Genomic DNA, 19,065 nt, shown 5'->3' with positions numbered 1-19,065 from the left:
GACCGCCCCGTGCGGCCCTCACGATGGTATCGACCAAACGCACCCGGGTGTCTCACGACTTGCTGCGGGTGACCGTCTACCGTTATCCGCGTGAGTGCATTTCCCTGCAGTGATGATGTCCTTCCGGAGTCCGTGGCGCTGCTGCCGCTGCCCGAGGTGGCGGACCGGCTCGGGCTCGTGGTGACCCGCGTCCATCAGATGCTGCGTGACCACCAACTGATCGCCGTCCGCCGCGACGGCGTGGTCAGCGTCCCCGAACGGTTCTTCGACAAGGAGGGCGTTACCAGGTTCCTGCCCGGCCTGATCACCGTGATGAAGGACGCCAAATACACCGACGAGGAGATCCTGGAATGGATCTTCACCGAGGACGACAGCCTCCCCGGCAGGCCGGTCGACGCCCTGCACGGCCCACTGGCCCGCGAGGTCATCCGCCGCGCCGCCGCCGACCCGTTCTGAGTCATCGACGCATCGAGTCGAGTCGAAAGGTCGCTGAATGATCTTGAACAGCGACCATATGACTCGACTCGATGCACGATGCGCCTTAGTCGATCTCGAGATGCTCTGAACGCCGACACAGCGAGATGACCACGCTGAAGTTGATGCCGCGTGCAGACCAAGCGACAGATAGGTTCGACCTCGCACGCCTACTTCATCTTTCGCATACCCCTCAACACTTCAACAGGTATGCGACCGATGAATCAGGTATGCGAAGAAATCTCGATAACGCAACCACAGCCAGATGACCACGCTGGAACTCGACGCCGCGTGCTCGACGTGCGCCTAAAGCCGGGTACGGCAGGCGACGTGCTCAGCACTACTTCAGTGAAAACCGGGGTAGGTCTTCAGTTTTCTCGTCAGGTCGCGTTGGGACATGCCAGGGGTCTACCTGGCGAGTCAGGTACACCTGCTCCCCGAGATGATCGATAGTGCTGAGCACGTCAGGCGGGGTCCCCGACCTACTCACGCAGTTGGCATGGGCAGCGTGGAAGTTCCAGCGGGGTCATCGGCTTGTGGTCCGGATCAAAGAGGCTGGGGAAACGACGGGGCAGTAGTTGGTTCGGTGATCGAGGCGAGTCATGTTTGTCGTCTGCTGCTGGTCGAGTTGAGTCAGGCCACTTCGCTCCGAGGTGTCGATCGCCCATCGAGGTGAGGTGAAGGGAAGTGCGCGTTCATCTAGGTGTCGAACGGCGTGCTCGTTCGTCGAAGTTGAAAAGGGGGCGTGCGCGCTGATCGCGGCGAGTCAAAGGGAGCATGCGCGCTGATCGAGGTGAGCCAAGGGGCGTGCGCGCTCATCCAGTCGAGTCAAAAGGTTGTTCTCGCATCGAGGCGAGTCGAAAGGTTGCTGTTGAAGATCATTCAGCGACCTTTTGACTCGACTCGATGGCGGTCAGGGCCTTTGGTGGCGTAGGGCTGCGGCGGTGAAGTGCATTGCGGCAACGCCTAGGCGGCGGTGGCGGGGGACTACTGCGCGCTGGTTGAAGATGGCGTAGTCGGTGGCTTCGATGCGGTCGAGGATGCTTGCGTATAGCACGGCGGCGGTGCGGATGGCGGGGCGGACTCGCGGTTCGAGCAGGTCGATGCCTGGTTCTGCGTGGCGGTAGATGTCGCGGTTGATGGCGATCAGGTGTGCGAGGGCGCGGCGGACGCGGGGATCGGTGCGCCGGGTGCGGTGGCAGTGGACGAGCAGGGTGTGGTCGACGCCGAAGGCGGCGAGTTCGTCGGCGGGGAGGTAGACCCGGCCGCGGTCCAGGTCTTCGGCGACATCGCGCAGGAAATTGGTCAGTTGGAACGCCTCGCCGAGCGCGGCGGCGGCCGGTTCGGCCTCCGCGATCGGCACCACGGTGCCGAGTACCGGTAGGACTTGCAGACCGATGGCCGCAGCCGAGCCGCTCATGTATTCGTAGAGGTCGGTCATGGTGGCGTACCGATCGCGGAAGCGCGGCGTGCCGGGCACGTCCATCCGCATGGAGTCCAGGAACGTCCAGAAGTGCTGGGCGGCAATGCCATAGCGGCGAATGGTGTCGGCGACCGCAAGCATGACCAGGTCTCGCCGATGCTGGCTCACCGCATCCGTCGACATCCGTCGCGGAGAGGCCTGCGGCCCCGGCGCGCACGATGACTCCGGCGAGATCCCGAGTGATTCGGTCGCATCAGTCAGCTGTGCCCTCGGGGAAACTCGGCGCGACCAGTCGGTATCGGTCGTCTCCCGCGAATCGGGTGACCTCCCAGTGGGCTGGGCGGCGTCGGCGATCTCTTGTGCGTCGAGCGCGATCCGGAGTTGCTTCTCGATCAGATCCAGTTGATCGCCGGGGCCGGGCAGGTCGAGGTGACTGTGCCCGCACCGTTCCCCCGTTGGATAACGCGCCACATCCGCATGGTCCACGATGTCGTCGACCATGCGGGCGAACGCGTACAGTGCGTGCACCGCCGGTCGCCGCTCGGCCGAAAGCAGCCGCGTCGCAAGGAAATACGTGCGCCCGTGAGCCGCCGCGATCCGCTTGCATTCGCGATAGGCAACGCTCGACTCTGTCTGCCCCGCGGTGCGCGGCGCATCGCCGATCATGGCCGAGCGTCGGTGGCCGGGTCGAGGTTCGGCGGCGTGGCCCGCAACCGCAGCGGGTCCACCTTACGCAGCGACATCGCCGCCACCACGGCGGCGAACGTCGCCAGGGCCACGTGCCAGAAGCTGTAGAGCCCGATCGATCCGTCCGGTTGGAACACCAGCATCAACCAGGTACACAACCCGACCAGCACCATCAATGTCGTGGTCGAGAGCGCGAACCCGGCGGCCAGCGCCAGCGGCCACGAGTAGTACCAGGGCAGCGCGGCCGGTGACAGGATGACGATCCCGACGAACGCGATCAGGATGCCGAACACCGCCTCACGCTCGCTGTGCCGGAACCGCCACCAGGCCCACACCAGCACGGCGACCAGCGCCACCGCGCACATCGCCCTGGTCACGGTGAGCACCTTGCCGGGATCGAACGAGGTGAACCAGCCGACCGCGTGCATCATGATGGTCGGCAGCGAGAGCCAGTTGATGATCTTCTTCGACCCGGACAGCGCGGTCAGCCAGCCGATGCCGACGCCGGCGATGGCCGAGGCGGCGACGAACACCGCCGCGAACACGCTCAGCCCGAGCCCGGCGATCTTGGCGAACATCAGCGCCGGGTGCGGCATGTCCTCGGTCGGTTCGGCGGCATCGTGCGGCCGTTCGCTCTCCGGTAGGTTCGCCGGGTCGCGCCCGGCCCGCTGGGCGGCGCGCTTCTCGCGTTCGTGCAGCATCCAGATCCACACCAGGAACGGCAGCGCGATACCCGCGGTCGCCTTGATCGCCACGCCGATGGCGACCACCACGATGCCCGCGACGTGATGACGTTCCAGCACCAGCGCGATGCCGGCGCACATCAGCCCGACCATCAGCATCTCGTTGTGCACGCCACCCCAGAGGTGGATCAGCACCAGCGGGTTGAGCACCGCGAGCCACAGCGCCACGGTCGGCTTACCGCCGAGGTGCTTGGTCAGATAGGGCACCGCCCACATCATCAACGCGAGACCGGGCAGCATGACCAGGCGCATCGCGATGGTGCCCGCGACCACGTTGTCTCCGGTGATGCTGGTGATCCCGCGGCCGAGCAGCAGGAAGATCGGACCGTAGGGCGCGGTGGTGGTCTTCCACACCGGGCTCACGTTGTCGAGCAGCACGCCGGGGTTGCGTACCGGCCCGTCGACGTAGGGATCGAAGCCGTCGCGCAGCAGCGCGCCCTGCGCCAGGTACGAGTAGACGTCCTGGCTGAACATGGGCACGGCGAACAGCAGCGGCGTGATCCAGATGACGACGATGGCCCGCAACTCGTTCAGCGTCACGCCGGCGTCGAGCCGGTCGCCGCGGCCGATCGTGGTGCGGCCGAGTCGCACCCACGCGGTGATCATCAGCAGCACGCCGATCCAGATGACGATCGTGGACAGCGCATAGCCGTGGCCGAACCGTAGCCAGGACAGGTGCAGCGCCTCGAGGATCGGGTCGCGCTTGCGCGTGCTGCCCGCGCCGAAGCCGCCGAAGGTGATCATGATCGCGCCGTAGAAACCGAGCAGCGCGGAGTGCCCTTCCGGGCTGCGCAGGAAGATCGCGACGGTGCGCATCCAGGACCGCACGCCGGGTTGCTCGGCGGCGGCCGATTCGCGCTTCGCCGCGGTGTTCGGTGCGTGGCCGGTGATTTCGGTCAAGGTGGCCTCTGCGGCGCGCGTTTCGGGGGATGCCATCTGGTGTCGGTCCCCCCGAATGGTCAGCGGTCGCAACCGCGAGTGAATAGGTCGGCGCCTAGTTTACGGCGTCGCCGGAAACACTATCTCGCTGGTACGCGCGGTTTCATCTCGAGCGGGTACGGCTAGCCGGTAATGCGGGTTGCCGCCAGTTTTCCGGACAGCAGGGTGGTCGGCACCCCTACGCCCGGCGTGGTGCCGCAACCGGCGATAACTACATTGTCGCTGGAGCGCGGAAAATTGCGCGGGCGAAATGGTCCGGTTTGCCGGAAGAGGTGCGCCGCGGAGAACGGCGTACCGGCCAGCATCCCTTGATCCCGCCAGGTTTGTGGCGTGTCCAGATGGTCGACGGTGAAATGCTCGGCAATCCCGGTGTAACCGCGGCTTTCCAGCACTTCGAGCAGTTCGCGCAGGTACGCGGGGGCCAGCCGGGGCCAATCCAGGGGAGCGGAGTCCAGATTCGGGCAGGGGGCGAGTAAGGAGAATGGTTCGTGCTGTCCGTCGGCGCGGGTGATGAAGAGGCCGGGGTCGGTGAGGGCGGGCCGGGTGAGCAAGAGCGACGGATCGCTCATCAAGCGCCCGCGGCGGCCCGCGATTTCCGCGAACGTCTGCTCCCACGCGTCGCCGAATTCGATCGTGTGATGCGCCTGGACGGGCCAGGCGCGGGCAACATCGGCCGGCACGGTGCCGTGTGCGACGACCGCAGAGGGCGCGGCCCGCAGCCCGCGCCGGCGCCGCACGCCGAACCGTCCGAGGGATCCGAGGTCGGCGGTCAGCACCAGGGCGTCGCAGTCGAAGGCTCGACCGTCCGCCGTGCGCACCCGCTCGGCCCGGCGCCGCGCATAATCCACGCCGGTGACCTCGGTGCCCAGTTCCAGCGTCCCGCCGGCCGCGGTGAACGCCTCGGCCAGCGCCGCCGCGATGGCCCGCATCCCGCCTTCGGGGAAGTAGACGCCGAGCGAGGTGTCCATGTGCGGGATCGCGCCGTACACCCCCAGCGCCTCCGCGGGCGGCATGCCCGCGTACAGCGCCTGAAAGGTGAACAACCGAGCCAGCCGCCGGTCCCGCAGGATCCGGTGCACCCGTGGCCCGAGCCGGCCGAACCCGCCCAGCCACACCAAATCCATGAGGGCACGGCGCTTTTCGGGCACGCGAATCAGGTCCAGGGGTGAATCGAAATTGGTGTCCATGAACTCGCCGAACGCGGCGGCGTAGATCCGGGCCAGCCAGTCCCGCAGCCGCCGGTAGCGCCGGGCCTCGGCCGGACCGCAGACCAGCGCGACCTCCTCGGCCATCGCGTCGGCGTCGGCGAACACCCGCAGGGACGCGCCATCGGCGAACCTGGCGTGATAGCTGGGGTCGAGTCGATGGATGCGCAGCGCGGGTTTGCAAGTATCCGGCGTCCGCCCGACCGCGGCCAACGCGTCGGTGATCAGCTCGGGCAGCGTCAACACGGTTGCGCCGGAGTCGATCTCGTAATCCGGCCCCTGGTAGCGCCCGACTCGTCCGCCTGGATGATCGGCTCGCTCCAGCAGGGTGACCTTGCGGCCCGCGCCGGTGAGATGGAGCGCGGCGGACAACCCGGCCAGTCCGGCGCCGACGACGACCACCCGATCCGTCGGCCCGGCAACGGTTTTCAGCGTGCGGGTGACCGAACCGTCCCGCGCGGGCACGCGATCAGCTGATGCGGCAACGTCTTTCATTCAGATCCCCCTTTTCGCGGGCGGCGTCGCTCACGCAGCGCGCTTGGTCGCCGCCAATGCCATGGCGCGCAATCGCTCTTTGGCAGCCGCCGTCGCCGTGCTGGTTTCGATCGCGGCCAGCCCGGTCTCGGTGAGCTCGCCGATCCGCCGCTCCACCTCGTCGACCGCGCCGAGCTCGGTGATCACGGCGCGCAGTTTTTCCACCTCGTCCGCGTCCAGATCGGTGCCGACGCTGGTGCGCAGCAGCTTCGCGGCGGCCGGATCGGCCTCGTCGGCCCGGGCCAGCGCCTCGGCGAGCAGCACGGTGCGCTTACCCTCGCGTAAATCGTCACCGGACGGCTTGCCGGTGACCGCCGGGTCGCCGAACACGCCCAGCAGATCGTCGCGCAGCTGGAAGGCGATGCCGATATCGGTGCCGAACAGGCGGTAGGCGTCGACCAGACCCTGGTCGGCGTCGGCAATGGCCGCGCCCAGGTGCAACGGGCGTTCGACGGTGTAGGCGGCGGTCTTGTACCGGTTGATCCGCAGCGCGGCCTCGACCGATTCGTCGGCTCCCGCCTCGCCGTGGATGTCGAGCAACTGCCCGCCGAGCACCTCGGTGCGCATGCCCGCCCACACCGGCGCGAACCGGGCGATCGCCGCCGGGTCCAGCCCGGAGGCGTGCACCATGTCATCGGCCCAGGCCAGCGCCAGATCGCCGACCAGGATCGCGACGCTGGTGCCGAAGTGCGCGGAGTCCCCGGCCCAGCCGCGGTCACTATGGCGCTGCTCGAAGTCGACGTGCACGGTCGGGAACCGGCGGCGGGTACGCGAGGAGTCGATGATGTCGTCGTGGATGAGGGCGCAGGCCTGCACCAGCTCCAATGCCGAGCACGCGGTCAGCACGGCGTCGGCGTCCGGTCCGTCGGCGTCGCCGCCCGCCCCGAGCCAGCCGGTCCAGGCGAATGCGGGCCGGGTGCGCTTGCCGCCGCGCAGCACGAACAGTTCCAGCGCGTCCGCGGCCTCCACGAAGACCGGGCCCAGCTGCTCGACCAGCTCGCGGCGGGTGGCGAAGAACCTGGTCAGCGCGGCTTCCACGGCGGCGACGAAGGCCGGCGTGCCCGGCTGCGGGGCGATGAGCTCGGCCGCCGACGTGCGGTGAGGCGTCTGGATACCGGATCCGGCGGACAGGGGAGCCTCCAAGGTCGTGCGGGCGATGGGCGCGGCGGCGCCACGGGTTTTGTTGCGAAGAATACGCGTACTCGTCGGTACGACCCCTCGGGCCTGCCGACTGCCACCACTAGACTGAACCGGTGACTTTCGACGATGCGCGGGGAGGCTCGACCCCAGGTGGTCCGCCCCGGACGCGGCCGGAGGTCTCCGCCACTGCCTCGGTCGTCCAGAGTCTGCGGACCCATTCCAGCACCTCGGTGCCGTTTTCGGTGGAGTTCAACCCGCCGCGCGACGCCGCCAACGAGGCCAGGCTGTGGCGGGCCGTGCGCCAGTTCGAACGGATGCATCCGGCGTTCGTCTCGATGACCTACGGCGCGGGCGGGTCCACCCGCGATCGCACCGTGCGGGTCACCGGCGAGCTGGCGCAGCAAACCACCCTGCTTCCGGTGGCGCATCTCACCGCCGTGGAGCACAGCCTGGCCGAATTGCGTTCGCTGGTCGGCTCTTACGCGGATTCGGGCATCCGCAACATCCTGGTGCTGCGCGGCGACCCGCCCGGCGACCCGCTGGGCGAATGGCAGCAGCATCCCGAGGGCGTCGCCTACGCCGAGGAACTGGTGCGCATCGTGCGCGACCTCGGCGACTTCCACGTCGGCGTCGCCTCGTTCCCGCAGGGCCACCACCGCTCGCCCGATCTGGACTCCGACACCGCCTACCTGGCCGCGAAACTGCGTGCGGGGGCGGAGTATTCGATCACCCAGATGTTCTTCGACGTCGAGCACTACCTGCGGTTGCGCGACCGGATCGCGAAGTTCGACCCGGTCGAGGGCGCCAAGCCGATCATCCCCGAGCTGATGCCGATCACCTCGCTGCGCACGGTCGCGCGGGCCGAGGAACTCTGCGGGCGCTCGCTGCCGGCCACGGTGCTCGAACGACTGAACCGCGCCGCGGGCGACGAGCCCGAGGCGAATCAGGCGGCGGTGCGCGCGGTCGGCATCGAGATCGCCACCGAGATGGGGCAGCGGCTCATCGACGAGGGCGCGCCCTGCCTGCACTTCATCACGCTGAACTTCGCCAAGGCGACCACCGAGGTGCTCACCAACCTCGGTTACGGCGTCACCGCGGCCCCGATCAGCGCGTAACCCACACAGCCGCACGCGTTCTGATTTCCCGCACCTGGAATCGCAGGCAATTCTCGGTGCGGGAAATCAAGAGGCGTGCGGCTGCGGGTTACCAGCCTGGAGTGCCGGCGAGAGGGACGTTGATGTAGCTGGGTTCGGCTGGATCCAGTTGCAGGTGCTGGGGTTTGAGTTCGGTTGCGTCGAGTAGTGGGCGGATGGGCAGGCCCTTCGGGTAGTTGCCCGCGAACACGTCGATCCGAAGCCGGTGTCCCGGTTGCAATATCGCGTCGGTGGGGGCCAGGCCGATGTCGAGCTGCGTGGGCTGGCCGGGGACCATGGCCTGCCGTGCGGCGAGGGACATCACCGGGAACGGATCGGTGTACGCGCCGTCGGGTGATCGGCGGCTCTTGCCGTCATCGATGGCCCGCATCGAGGACATCAGCTGGCCGGTGGTGAGGGTCACCGAACGGCCGTCCGGGGCAACGTCGTTCAGCGTCGCGGTCCAGTAGCCGTCGGTGGCGTCGTGCACCGTGTTCAGGTGCACCGCGATCGGGCCGGAGATCGTCGTCGGCTCGGCGACCGGCGGGCTGGTGAAGGTCAATCCGCTGAGTTCCTGCACCCTGGCGTCCTTGCCGCAGCCGGAGAAGACCAGGATGCCCGCGGTGCCCTGGACGGCGTCGGTGGAGCAGAGGCTGGCGAGAGCAGGCGCGACCGTGAGCCGGGTCGTTTCGGAAGTCGGTGCGGCGGTGAGGGTTCCGTCGTGCGCGCTGATGGTTGTGGTACCGCTCGGTGCGGCGGACAGATAGAGGCGACGATGGACGGCTTCTGCCCGCGGGAACTGGTCGTTGCTGGTCCAGCCCGCACCCTGCTGCCACATCGTGACCGGACCGTAGCCGTCGATGCCGTTGTCGATTCCCTTGAGCCACTTGTCGAACCACGCGCGTTGCAATACATCGATGCGCGGCGGTTCGCCGGACCTGCCGCGCATGTCGAAGCCCGTGTTCACGTGGTAACCGTTACCCATGATCAGCTGCTTCTGCCCCGGCGGCAGCGGAATGTCCTGGTAGATACGGGGTTCGCCGTTGGCGAAGTTGTCATGCCAGCCGCCGATCACCATCGTCGGCACGGTGATGCGCTCGGGATGTCCCAGCCATGCCTGGCGAATTGGGCTGTCCGGGTCGAGGACGCGCTGTAGTTGCGGCTGAACGGCATCGAACGAATCGGTGCTCAGCGTCTGAATCGCGACGTCCATGAGCGACATCGGACTGGCCAGCCGGTCGGCGAGCCACTGCGTATCGAACTTGCCCTGCACCAGCGACACCAGATCCGGCACGAACTTGGCCACATTCACCGCGAGCAGATAGGGCAGCAGGATGCCGATGGCCGCCCCGCCCGGCGCGATCATGTCGCGCACCAGATCGTTGCCCGGCACCACCGGAACGATGGCTTTCAGTGCGGGCGGCTGCTTTTCGGCCGCCTGCACCTGATTGATCGCGGAGTACGAGGCGCCGGTCATCCCGACTTTCCCGTCCGACCACGGCTGCGCGGCCGCCCAGGCGATCACCTCCGGGGTGTCCTGCTGGTCCTTCGGCCCCCACGGCTCCCAGATACCTTGGGAGAACCCGGTTCCGCGCACATCGACCACGACCTGCGTGTAACCGCTGCGAATCAGGTTGGGGTCCACGGCGAAAGCGCGCCCGAACCCGCCACCGGCCACCCGCGTCGCATCGGTCAACGCCTCCAGCGGAGTCCCCGGCAACTCGAAGTCCCGCAGAAACCCGACGATCGCGTCGGACAGTACCGGCACCGACAACCCGGTCTGCGCGATCATGGACAACAGCTTGGTGTAGGGCGTCAGATTCACGATCGTCGGCAGCGGCGTGCTGACCGGCCCGTTCGTATCCGCGGGCCGGTACACATTCGCCTTCAGCACCGTCCCGTCGCTCATCGTGATCGGCACATCCCAGTCGATGTGCATCCCCGGATATTGCTGCGGCCCATCGTGCACCGCAGTCCACCCGGCAACCCCCTCGGGCGCGGCGGACGCCCCGGGCGCCACCAGCACCTGCGAAACCGCAAGCACCGCAACCGCGCCAACGAAATACCTGGTCCACCGACGCTTTGGAGCAATCAACACTGACATCTCCTCTCGATCGGCCAGAAATATACATGCACGCCTGTATGTTTCGACCCAATCGCAAAAAGTATGTCCCGGTGCCCAATAACACCACCCCCACTCCGTCAACCTGCCCACCCCACCGCCACGCCACGCTCGTGGGGGGGGGGGGGGGGGGGGGGGGGGGGGGGGGGGGGGGGGGGGGGGGGCGGGGGGGGGCGCGGGGGGGGGGGGGGCGCCGGCCCCCCCCCCCCCCGCCCCCCGCGCCCGCCCCCCGCCCCCCGCCCCGCCCCCCCGCCCCCCCCCCCCCCCCCCCCCCCCCACCCCCCCCCCCCCCCCCCCCCCCCACACCCCCCCCCCCCCCCCCCCCCCCCCCGACTCGATGTGTCGAGGCCGCGGCCCGGCTGGAGGTCTGCTGCGGCGTGGGTTGCCTGGCGCGCGCGGAATGCTGGTGGTTCCGGGCGCGCCAGGCGGGTTGTCAGGCGGCGCGGGCGGCGCGCAGACCCCAGGCGTCGGCGAGGAGGCGGTGGGACTCCAGGCGGTCGGCGTGGTGGTGGGTGATGCTGGTGACGAGGAGTTCGTCGGCGCCGGTGACGCGTTGGAGGGCCGCCAGGCGTTCGGTGACCGTGCTCGGGGAGCCGACGAACTGGGTGGACAGGCGATCGGCGACGAGGCGGTGTTGCTCGGGGGTCAGCGGGGTGGCGGTGGCGGGGTCGAGGTAGTCGGCCGCGCCGGCGCCGCTGCGGATGCTGTGTACCCAGTGGCCGTAGGTGGACGCGTGGTGCTGGGCGGTGGCGTCGTCGCCGGCGACGACCACGTCCGCGGATACCACCACGTAGGGCTCGGCCAGGAGGGCGGAGGGGCGGAACGCGGCGCGGTAGGCCTCGACGGCGTCCAGGGCGGTGCCGGGCGACACGTGGTACGCGGCGGCGAACGGCAGGCCGAGTTGTCCGGCCAGCACGGCGCTTTCGCCCCCGGAACTGCCGAACAGCCACAGTTCGACCTGGGCGCCCTCACCCGGAACCGCGTGCAGCGCAACGCCGTCCTTGCTCACGAAGTGCCCGCCGATCAGCGCGCGGATCTCGTCGACCTGTTCGGCGAAGTCCTGCGGCTGCGCGCCCTCCTGCTGGAGCGCGGCGGCCGAGGCGAGGAACTTCGTCCGGTCGGTGACCCGGCCGGGATCGAACGGCGGCGGCACGACCACGCCGTCCCTGATCTGGGTCCGCCCGGTCGCCGTATCCAGCTTGGGGTGGCTGCCTTTCGGATGCGACGGCTCCGCCCCGTACTGGCTGCGCCGATGACCGGACCGCCCGAGACCGAGATCGAGGCGGCCGGGGTACAGCGCGTCGATCGTGCCGAACGCCTCCACGATCGACGCCGACGTGTGGTGCCCGACCTGAACGGCCGCCGACCCCACCCGAATTCGCGAGGTGGCCGCCGCGACGAGACCGATCAGGGTGATCGACGAAGAGCTGGCGACCGACACGAAGTGGTGCTCGGCAAGCCAATAACGGTGGTAGCCCCACTGTTCCGCGTGCTGTGCGAGATCGACGGTGTTGCGCAGCGCCTGCTGCGCGGTCGATCCGGCGCTGATCGGGGACAGGTCGAGGATGGAGAGTGGGACGGTCATGCATTCCTCCCTAGCCGTGGATGCTGCTCGCCTGCCTCGATCGCCACCCGCAGCCGGTTCTCCGCGGGCGCGAGCGGGCAGGTCGCGAAATCGGTGAAGGCGCACGGCAAATTGGCCGCGCGGTTGAAGTCGAGGCGTACCGTGCCGTCCGCGTCCGGCGCGCCGACCGCCAGCGCGCGGGCCGCGGGGTAGGTGGTGATGCCGCTGGTCGCGTCGGTGAACAGCAGCCGGAGGTCGCTCGGGTCGCCGAACGCGATGACCCGCTCGGTCGCCTCGCCGATGGTGAATTCGATAGTGCCGGAGGCGGTGTGGTGGTGTTCGAGGCCGTCGACCACGGCGCCGGTGGTGACCGTGCGCTGCTCGTCGAACGGCGTGAACCGCCCCTGAACCACCCAACGCGGGTCGGGCGCGTAGCTGGGAATGCCGTCGAAACTCGACAGCGCCGGCGCGGCCGGATCGTGCACCCGCACGGCGTACCGCCCGGTGCGCCGGATCACCTCGAGCACCCGATGTTCGTGCAGCACACTGAGTCCCGGCGCGCCCTCGGCCGGCTTGACGATCTGCACGCCCGCGATCCGCGTGCCGTCGAACTCCAGCCGGTCGGCGGGCTGGGCGGTGATGAACACCTTGTCGTCGGTGACCCACCAGGTGCCGGGCACGTCCGGCAGCCGCTCGGGTTGGTCGGTGAGCCAATGCAATCCGGTCAGGCTGAGGAAGCCGAGCGGGTCACGCAGCTGGTCCTCTCTGCTGTCGTGCCAGTGTGCCCACTCGGTTTCGAAAACGGTGCTGATGCTGGTCGTCATGACGCTCGGGCTCCTTCGTGGGCGGTGGTGTGCTGGTGTGGATGGCGCAGACCGAGGTGGTCGCGCAGCGTGGTGCCGGTGTATTCGGTGCGGAAACTGCCGCGCTCCTGGAGTTCCGGGACGACCCGGTCGACGAATTCGTCCAGTCCGCCCGGGGTGAGGTGCGGCACGAGGATGAATCCGTCGCTGGCGTCGGACTGGACGTAGGTGTCGATCTGCTCGGCCACCGCGGCGGGCGTGCCGACGAACTGCTGGCGCGCGGTGACCTCGATGATCAGCTCGCGGATGCTGAGCTTCTCGGCTTCGGCCTTGGCCCGCCAGGCCTCGGCGACCACACGCGGGTCCTTGGCGTGGCGGACCCGGCCGCGGGTGATGCTGACGTTGTCGGTCGGCTCGACGTCGGGCAGCGGGCCGTCCGGGTCGTAGCCGGAAAGGTCACGGCCCCAGACCTGTTCGAGGAACGCGATGGCGGTCTGCGGGCCGACCTGCTGGCGCCGGATGTGGCGGGCGCGGTCCTCGGCGTCCTGCGCGGTGTCGCCGAGCACGAAGGTGGCCGCGGGCAGGATCTTCAACTCGTCCGGCGTCCGGCCGTATTTCGCCAACCGCCCCTTGACGTCCGCGTAGAACCGTTGTCCCGCTTCGAGCGTGCCGTGCACGGTGAAGATCGCGTCGGCGGCGGCCGCGCCGAACTCGCGACCGTCGTCGGAATCGCCCGCCTGCAACAACACCGGGTGCCCCTGCGGGCTCGGCGGCAGCACGAACCGTGCGGCGATATCGAATTGCCCACCGCGATGCCGGGTTTCGGGGATCTCGCGGGCGAACACCCCGGCGGCCCGATCGACCACCAGGGTGTCGGCGGCCCAGCTGTCCCACAGCTTGCGGGTCACCTCGACCACCTCGGCGGCCCGCTGGTAGCGCTGAGCGTGTTCGAGATATCCACCGCGCCGGAAGTTCTCGCCGGTGAACGCGTCCGACGAGGTGACCACATTCCAGGCCGCGCGCCCGCCGGACAGATGGTCCAGCGAGGCGAATTGCTTGGCCAGCTCGAACGGCTCGTTGTAGGTGCTGTTGATGGTGCCCGCGAGGCCGAGCTTGCCGGTGACCCCGGCGAGTGCGTTGAGCACGGTGAAGGTGTCCGGCCTGCCGACCACGTCGAGATCGTGGATGCGCCCGAGGTGTTCGCGCAGCCGCAGGCCCTCGGCGAGGAAGAAGAAGTCGAACAGGCCGCGTTCGGCGGTCTTCGCCAAGTGCACGAACGACTCGAAGTCGACCTGGCTCTTGGACGCCGGGTCGGCCCAGACGGTGGTGTTGTTGACGCCGGGGAAGTGCGCGGCGAGATGGATCTGCTTGCGTGGTGTGCCGGTCACGACGGCGTGCCCTCCTGGATCGTGGTATCCGCGTAGCGGCTGACCGGACGCGGCAGCCCGAGGCGGTCGCGCAATGTGGTGGCGGACAGTGGATTCCGTTCCAGCGCCGCGAGCTGCCGGACGGTCGCCGGTACCGCGAGGGGTTGCAGCACGACGCCGTCGGCCGCGCCGGAAGCGTCGATGGAGCCCAGCAATTCGCGCAAGGACGCCGGAGTCCCGATGTGGCGCAGGCCGGCCGGGGCGCCGGCGGTCCAGCCATCCAGCTGAGCCGCCTCGTCCCGCGCGGCCTCGGCCGAATCGGCCAAATGCACTTCGACATCCAGCAGAACCCGGACCGCGTCCGGGTCGCGGTCGGCGGTCCGCACGGCCGTGCGCAGCGCCGTCCGCAGCACCCGCGCCGAGTCGAGATCGCCTGCGGCGACCCGGATCAGATCAGCCCGCCGCACCGCGACGCCCGTGCTCGCGTCGTCGTGCGCCCGGACCGCGACGATCGACTGTCCCTGCGGCGAGCGCGGCGTGATCGACGGCCCCTTCACCGAGAAGTTGTCCCCGGCGAAGTCGATGTAGTGCAGCTTGTCTCGGTCGATGAACCGCCCGGTGGGCACGTCGCGGATCTCCGCGTCGTCCTCCCAGCTGTCCCACAGACGGGTGACCACCTCGATCGCCTCGTCCGCCTCGTGCCACAGCGATTGCGCGTCCTGTTCGCCCTTGCGCCCGAAAGCCCGTGCCTGCTCCACACCTTCGGACACGACGACCTCCCAGCCGGCGCGCCCGAGCGAGGCGAAATCGAGGCTCTGGATCGCCTTGGCCAGATGGAACGGCTCGGTGTGCGTCACGGCGCCCTGCGGCAAGAGGCCGATGTGCCGGGTGGCGGCCGCGACTCGGGCGGCGATCGCCACCGCGTCGAGCCTGCCCCGCGCGACACCGGGCCCACCCGGCTGCAACCCGAACGAGTCGGGCACGAATATCGCGTCCACACCGGCCTTTTCGGCCGCGGTGGCGGCGTCGGCCCAGTACCCGCCGGTGAACAGATCCTCGGCCCGTGAGTCGTCCCGGCGCCACGACGCCGGGTGAATCCCCGTCCCGGCGAGCTCCACCGCCAGGAAGAAGTCGGATTCGGCCATCAGTAGGTTTCCTTCCATTCGAGGCACTGCCGCGCCGCCGGGTGCACACCCGCGGCGTCCGGCGCGAAGAAGAACGCGTGCTGCCACAGGTCGGTGACCGCGCTGTGCTCGGGCCTGCGCAGGTGGGTGCGCCACCAGCGCTTCGCCCGCGCGGGCAGCGAGCCCGGGTGCTCCGGCCTGCTGCGGCAGTGCGCGGGCCGGTCAGAACGGACGAGTATCCGGTAGGTCGGGTCCGACATCAGGATGGTCCTTTCGCGACGGCGGGAGCGGGGATGGCCGAGAGCAGCTCGCGGGTGTAGTCGTGCTGCGGATTGTCGAAAATCGCCGCGGTCGGCCCGGATTCGACGATGCGGCCGTGCCGCATGACGGCGACGTGATCGCTGATCCGGCGGACCACCGCGAGGTCATGGGAGATGAACAGGTAGCTCAGCGCCAGCTCGGTTTGCAGCCGGTCCAGCAGTTCCAGGATCTGCGCCTGCACCGAGGCGTCGAGGGCGGAGACCGGTTCGTCGAGCACCAGCAGGTCCGGGTGCAGGGCGAGGGCGCGGGCGATGGCGACGCGCTGGCGTTGCCCGCCGGACAGTTCCGCGGGCCTGCGCAGCGCGAAGTGCTCCGGCAGGGCCACCTGCTTCAGCAGTTCGGCGACCCGCGCCTGCCTGGCCGCCCGATCGCCGACGCCGTACGCGCGCAACGGTTCCTCGATGATCGTGCCGACCCGCCACCGGGGATCCAGTGAGGCGTACGGGTTTTGATAGACCACCTGGAACCGTTTGCGCAGCAACCGCAGCCGGGTGCCGCGCACGCGGGTCAGCTCGTGTCCGTCGAAGGTGACCTGGCCGCTGTCGGGTTCGGTGAGCCGCAACGCGATGCGCGCCGTCGTCGACTTCCCCGAACCGGATTCGCCGACCAGCGAGAGGGTTTCGCCACGCCCGAGCTCGAAGCCGACACCGGCCACCGCCGTCACCGACCCGCCGGCCTGTGCGCGGAAACGCTTGCGCACCTCGCGCAGCGCCAGCAGCGGCGCACCCGCGCGCGGCTTGGGTGTCCGGTAGGCGCCCGCGGGCGCCAAGCTCGGCGACGCGGCCAGCAGCCGCTTGGTGTACGGGTGCCGTGGCTGGGCGAGCACGGTCGTGGTCGGGCCGCTCTCCACGATCTCGCCGTTGTGCAACACCGCGATCCGGTCGGCGCGCTCGGCGGCCACCGCGAGATCGTGGGTGATCAGCAGCACCGCGGTGCCCTTGGCCGCGATCTGGGCCGCCAGCTGATCCAGCACCCGCCGCGCCACCGTGGCGTCCAGCGCGCTGGTCGGCTCGTCCGCGATCACCAGCTCCGGACGGCAGGCCAGCGCGGACGCGATGAGCACCCGTTGCCGCTGCCCGCCCGAAAGTTCATGGGGGTACTGCACTTCCCGCAGTTCCGGCCGATCGATGCCCGCGTCGGCGAGCAGTTCGATCGCGCGCTCGCGCGCCGAGCGCTTGTCCGCGAGCCGGTGCACCAGCAGCGACTCGGCCACCTGATCGCCGATGCGCCGTACCGGATTCAGCGACAGTCCCGGATCCTGTGGTACGAACCCGATCCGCGCGCCGCGCAACCGCTGCAACGCCCGCTCGGAGCGAGTGTCGACGACGTGTCCGTCGAATGCGACAGTCCCGCCGGTGATCTCGGCGTTCGCCCCGAGCAGCCCGATCACCGCCTGCGCGAGCGTGGACTTGCCGGAACCGGATTCACCGACCAGCGCCACCACTTCACCACGAGACACACTGAGCGTGACACCGTCCAGCGCGGTGACGTCACCGGAGTCCGACCGGTAGCGCACGCGCAGGTTGTCGATCCGCAGCAGCGGGCCGGTCTGCGCCCCAGCGGTTTCGGCAGGCGCGTCGATCGGTTCCGCGCGCGGCGAAGAGGTGGTGGTCATGGCTGTTCGTTCCTTCCTACGGCGCGCCCGAGGCGCTGGGCGGCTACCACGACCGCGACGATGACCAGGCCGGGGAGGGTGGTCATCCACCAGGCGGTGGCGAGATAGTTGCGCCCCTCGGAAATGAGCGAACCCCACTCGGGGGTGGGCGGTTTCGCGCCGTAACCGAGGAAGCTCAGCGCCGAGATGGACAGCACGGCCATGCCGAACTCGACCGCGGCCAGCGCGAGCACCGGCTGGTAGGAGTTGGGCAGCACGTGCCGCAGCAGCACCGTGTACCAGCGGACCCCCGCGGCGTGCGCCGCCTCGACGAACGCCTCGTGGCGTACGCGCAGGACCTCCGATCGCATCACCCGCGCGAAGTTGGCCACGAGCGAAACCCCTACCGCGATCGCCACATTGCGGGTGCCGAAGCCGAGCGCGGTGACCAGGGCCAGCGACAGCAGCAGGGCCGGAATCGACAGCAGCACATCGACGACGCGCATCACCGCGGCGTCGACGATGCCGCCGGCCGCCCCCGACAGCAGACCGAGGAACGACCCGGTGAGCAGCGCGATGCCTACTGCGGCGAGCGTGGCGGTGAGCGAGAGCCCGGCGCCGTGCACCATGCGCGTGTACAGGTCGCGGCCGAGGTTGTCGGTGCCGAACCAATGCTGCGCACTGGGGCTCTGGAACTTCTGCGCCGGCACCCCGATCAACGGATCGCCGCTCGCGAACACGGACGGGAACAGCGCCCAGCCGACCGCGATCAGTACCACCACACCGGACAGCGCCAGAACGAGGTTGTCGCGCAGCCACTTCCACCGCAGGGCGGGTGTGCGCAGGCGGGGCACCGCGCCGCGCCGCTCGTCGATGACGTCAACCATGAATTGCCACCCCTTCGGCCGTGCCGCCGATCCGATCGCCGGTCTCCTCGTCCTTCGCCGCCCGCCGCGCCCGCGTCGCGATGCGCGGGTCGAGCAGCGGATACAGCAGGTCCACCGCGAGATTCACGGAGACGAAGACGACCGAGGTGAGCAGGACGATGCCCTGCACCACCGGAATGTCCTGCGCCAGTACGGCGGTCTGGGTGAGGCGGCCGACACCCTGCCGGGCGAACACGGTCTCCACCACGACCGACCCGGCCAGCATGTTGCCGACCAGCACCCCGGCGATGGTGAAGGTGGGCACGCTGGCCGGGCGCAGTACGTGCCTGCGCTGCACCCACCAGCGCGAACCGCCCTTCGCCAGCGCCACATCGACATAGGGCTGCCGCCAGGTCGAGACCAGCCCGGAGGTCAGCACCTGGGCGATCACCGCGCCGATGGGCAGCGCGAGGGTCAGTGCGGGCAAGACGGTGCCCGCGAACCCGTGACCGCCGAACGCGGGCGTCAATCGCAGCTTGAACGAGAACAGTTGCAGCAGCAGCAATCCCGTCCAGAAGGTCGGCACCGAGACCGCGAGCGAGGGGAGTGCGGTCAGCGCGGTCCGCAGCCACGGCCGCCGGGTATAGGTCGAGGCGAAGGCCAGTGCGACCCCGCCGGCGGTGGCGAAAACCAAAGCCAGCCCGGCCAGTCCGAGCGTGCCGGGCAGCGCGGCGCCGATGGCATCGGTCACCGGCTGGCCGGTGACGATCGAATGCCCGAGGTCGCCGCGCACCGCGTGCCCGAGCGCGGTCCAATACTGGTCCCACAGCGGACGATCCAGCCCGTAGCGGGCCTGCAACTCGGCGATGGCGGCCTTGTCCACCGGCGTGCCCGCACCGGCGCCGTCGGCCGCGATCGAGATCGGGTCGGCGGGCAGCAGGTAGAGCACGACGAACGAGATGGTGAACGCGGCCCACAGCACCCAGATCGCCTGCAGGACCCGCAGAGCCAGATAGCGCGCCATGA

At 69.4% G+C, this 19,065-nt stretch carries 15 protein-coding genes; 2 read left to right on the top strand and 13 right to left on the bottom strand.

Annotation, left to right across the window (positions count from 1 at the left end; genetic code table 11):
- Nucleotides 1-90 precede the first annotated feature (90 nt).
- On the top strand, nt 91-456 hold the full coding sequence (locus ACFYO1_RS25640) for an Rv2175c family DNA-binding protein (RefSeq protein ID WP_387235916.1): 366 nt from the start codon (nt 91-93) through the stop codon (nt 454-456).
- A 931-nt stretch (nt 457-1,387) separates the two neighbouring features.
- On the opposite strand, the gene ACFYO1_RS25635 is transcribed toward ACFYO1_RS25640, so the two are convergent.
- From ACFYO1_RS25635 to ACFYO1_RS25620, 4 genes are all read right to left on the bottom strand, one after another.
- Nucleotides 1,388-2,563 carry a phytoene/squalene synthase family protein gene (locus tag ACFYO1_RS25635; protein ID WP_387235913.1) on the bottom strand — a complete coding sequence of 392 codons (1,176 nt, stop codon included), beginning with the start codon at nt 2,561-2,563 and terminating at the stop codon, nt 1,388-1,390.
- The gene (locus ACFYO1_RS25630) at nt 2,560-4,263 is read right to left on the bottom strand and encodes an alpha-(1->6)-mannopyranosyltransferase A (protein WP_387235910.1); all 1,704 of its coding nucleotides are present in this window, start codon (nt 4,261-4,263) and stop codon (nt 2,560-2,562) included. Before ACFYO1_RS25630 ends, ACFYO1_RS25635 begins: the two co-directional genes overlap by 4 nt.
- 125 nt (nt 4,264-4,388) lie before the next feature.
- A complete protein-coding gene (gene crtI / locus ACFYO1_RS25625; RefSeq protein WP_387235907.1) occupies nt 4,389-5,966 on the bottom strand; it encodes a phytoene desaturase family protein in 1,578 nt (525 codons plus the stop codon).
- A 30-nt stretch (nt 5,967-5,996) separates the two neighbouring features.
- The gene (locus ACFYO1_RS25620; RefSeq protein WP_387235905.1) at nt 5,997-7,148 is read right to left on the bottom strand and encodes a polyprenyl synthetase family protein; all 1,152 of its coding nucleotides are present in this window, start codon (nt 7,146-7,148) and stop codon (nt 5,997-5,999) included.
- Nucleotides 7,149-7,375: 227 nt separating this feature from the next.
- On the opposite strand from ACFYO1_RS25620, the gene ACFYO1_RS25615 reads away from it, so the two are divergent.
- Complete coding sequence (locus ACFYO1_RS25615) at nt 7,376-8,260, top strand: methylenetetrahydrofolate reductase (protein WP_387238560.1); 885 nt, start codon at nt 7,376-7,378, stop codon at nt 8,258-8,260.
- Nucleotides 8,261-8,348: 88 nt separating this feature from the next.
- Here the strand turns inward: ACFYO1_RS25615 and ACFYO1_RS25610 are convergent, their stop codons facing one another.
- The 9 genes from ACFYO1_RS25610 to ACFYO1_RS25570 all read right to left on the bottom strand — a co-directional run bounded on the left by ACFYO1_RS25610 (nt 8,349) and on the right by ACFYO1_RS25570 (nt 19,063).
- Complete coding sequence (locus ACFYO1_RS25610; protein WP_387238557.1) at nt 8,349-10,373, bottom strand: CocE/NonD family hydrolase; 2,025 nt, start codon at nt 10,371-10,373, stop codon at nt 8,349-8,351.
- A gap of 460 nt (nt 10,374-10,833) precedes the next feature.
- Complete coding sequence (locus ACFYO1_RS25605) at nt 10,834-11,985, bottom strand: LLM class flavin-dependent oxidoreductase (RefSeq protein WP_387235902.1); 1,152 nt, start codon at nt 11,983-11,985, stop codon at nt 10,834-10,836.
- Nucleotides 11,982-12,788, bottom strand: a complete 807-nt coding sequence (locus tag ACFYO1_RS25600; RefSeq protein ID WP_387235899.1) for a DUF1684 domain-containing protein — start codon at nt 12,786-12,788, stop codon at nt 11,982-11,984. The genes ACFYO1_RS25605 and ACFYO1_RS25600 overlap by 4 nt, the downstream gene beginning before the upstream one ends.
- Nucleotides 12,785-14,155: an NtaA/DmoA family FMN-dependent monooxygenase gene (locus ACFYO1_RS25595; protein WP_387235896.1), complete on the bottom strand. Its 1,371-nt coding sequence runs from the start codon at nt 14,153-14,155 to the stop codon at nt 12,785-12,787. The genes ACFYO1_RS25600 and ACFYO1_RS25595 overlap by 4 nt, the downstream gene beginning before the upstream one ends.
- Entirely contained in the window at nt 14,152-15,279 is a 1,128-nt protein-coding gene (locus ACFYO1_RS25590) for an LLM class flavin-dependent oxidoreductase (protein ID WP_387235894.1), read from the bottom strand. The genes ACFYO1_RS25595 and ACFYO1_RS25590 overlap by 4 nt, the downstream gene beginning before the upstream one ends.
- Nucleotides 15,279-15,518, bottom strand: a complete 240-nt coding sequence (locus ACFYO1_RS25585) for a hypothetical protein (protein ID WP_387235891.1) — start codon at nt 15,516-15,518, stop codon at nt 15,279-15,281. Before ACFYO1_RS25585 ends, ACFYO1_RS25590 begins: the two co-directional genes overlap by 1 nt.
- Nucleotides 15,518-17,194, bottom strand: coding sequence for a dipeptide ABC transporter ATP-binding protein (locus ACFYO1_RS25580; RefSeq protein WP_387235888.1), 1,677 nt, complete (start codon nt 17,192-17,194; stop codon nt 15,518-15,520). The genes ACFYO1_RS25585 and ACFYO1_RS25580 overlap by 1 nt, the downstream gene beginning before the upstream one ends.
- Complete coding sequence (locus ACFYO1_RS25575; protein WP_387235884.1) at nt 17,191-18,060, bottom strand: ABC transporter permease; 870 nt, start codon at nt 18,058-18,060, stop codon at nt 17,191-17,193. The genes ACFYO1_RS25580 and ACFYO1_RS25575 overlap by 4 nt, the downstream gene beginning before the upstream one ends.
- Nucleotides 18,053-19,063 carry an ABC transporter permease gene (locus ACFYO1_RS25570; RefSeq protein ID WP_387235881.1) on the bottom strand — a complete coding sequence of 337 codons (1,011 nt, stop codon included), beginning with the start codon at nt 19,061-19,063 and terminating at the stop codon, nt 18,053-18,055. Before ACFYO1_RS25570 ends, ACFYO1_RS25575 begins: the two co-directional genes overlap by 8 nt.
- Between the last annotated feature and the right edge of the window lie 2 nt (nt 19,064-19,065).

This window comes from Nocardia sp. NPDC006044, assembly GCF_042871115.1.
Lineage (GTDB): Bacteria > Actinomycetota > Actinomycetes > Mycobacteriales > Mycobacteriaceae > Nocardia.
Note: the sequence above shows the minus strand (reverse complement) of the source record. Positions and strands in the feature narration are given on the sequence as shown.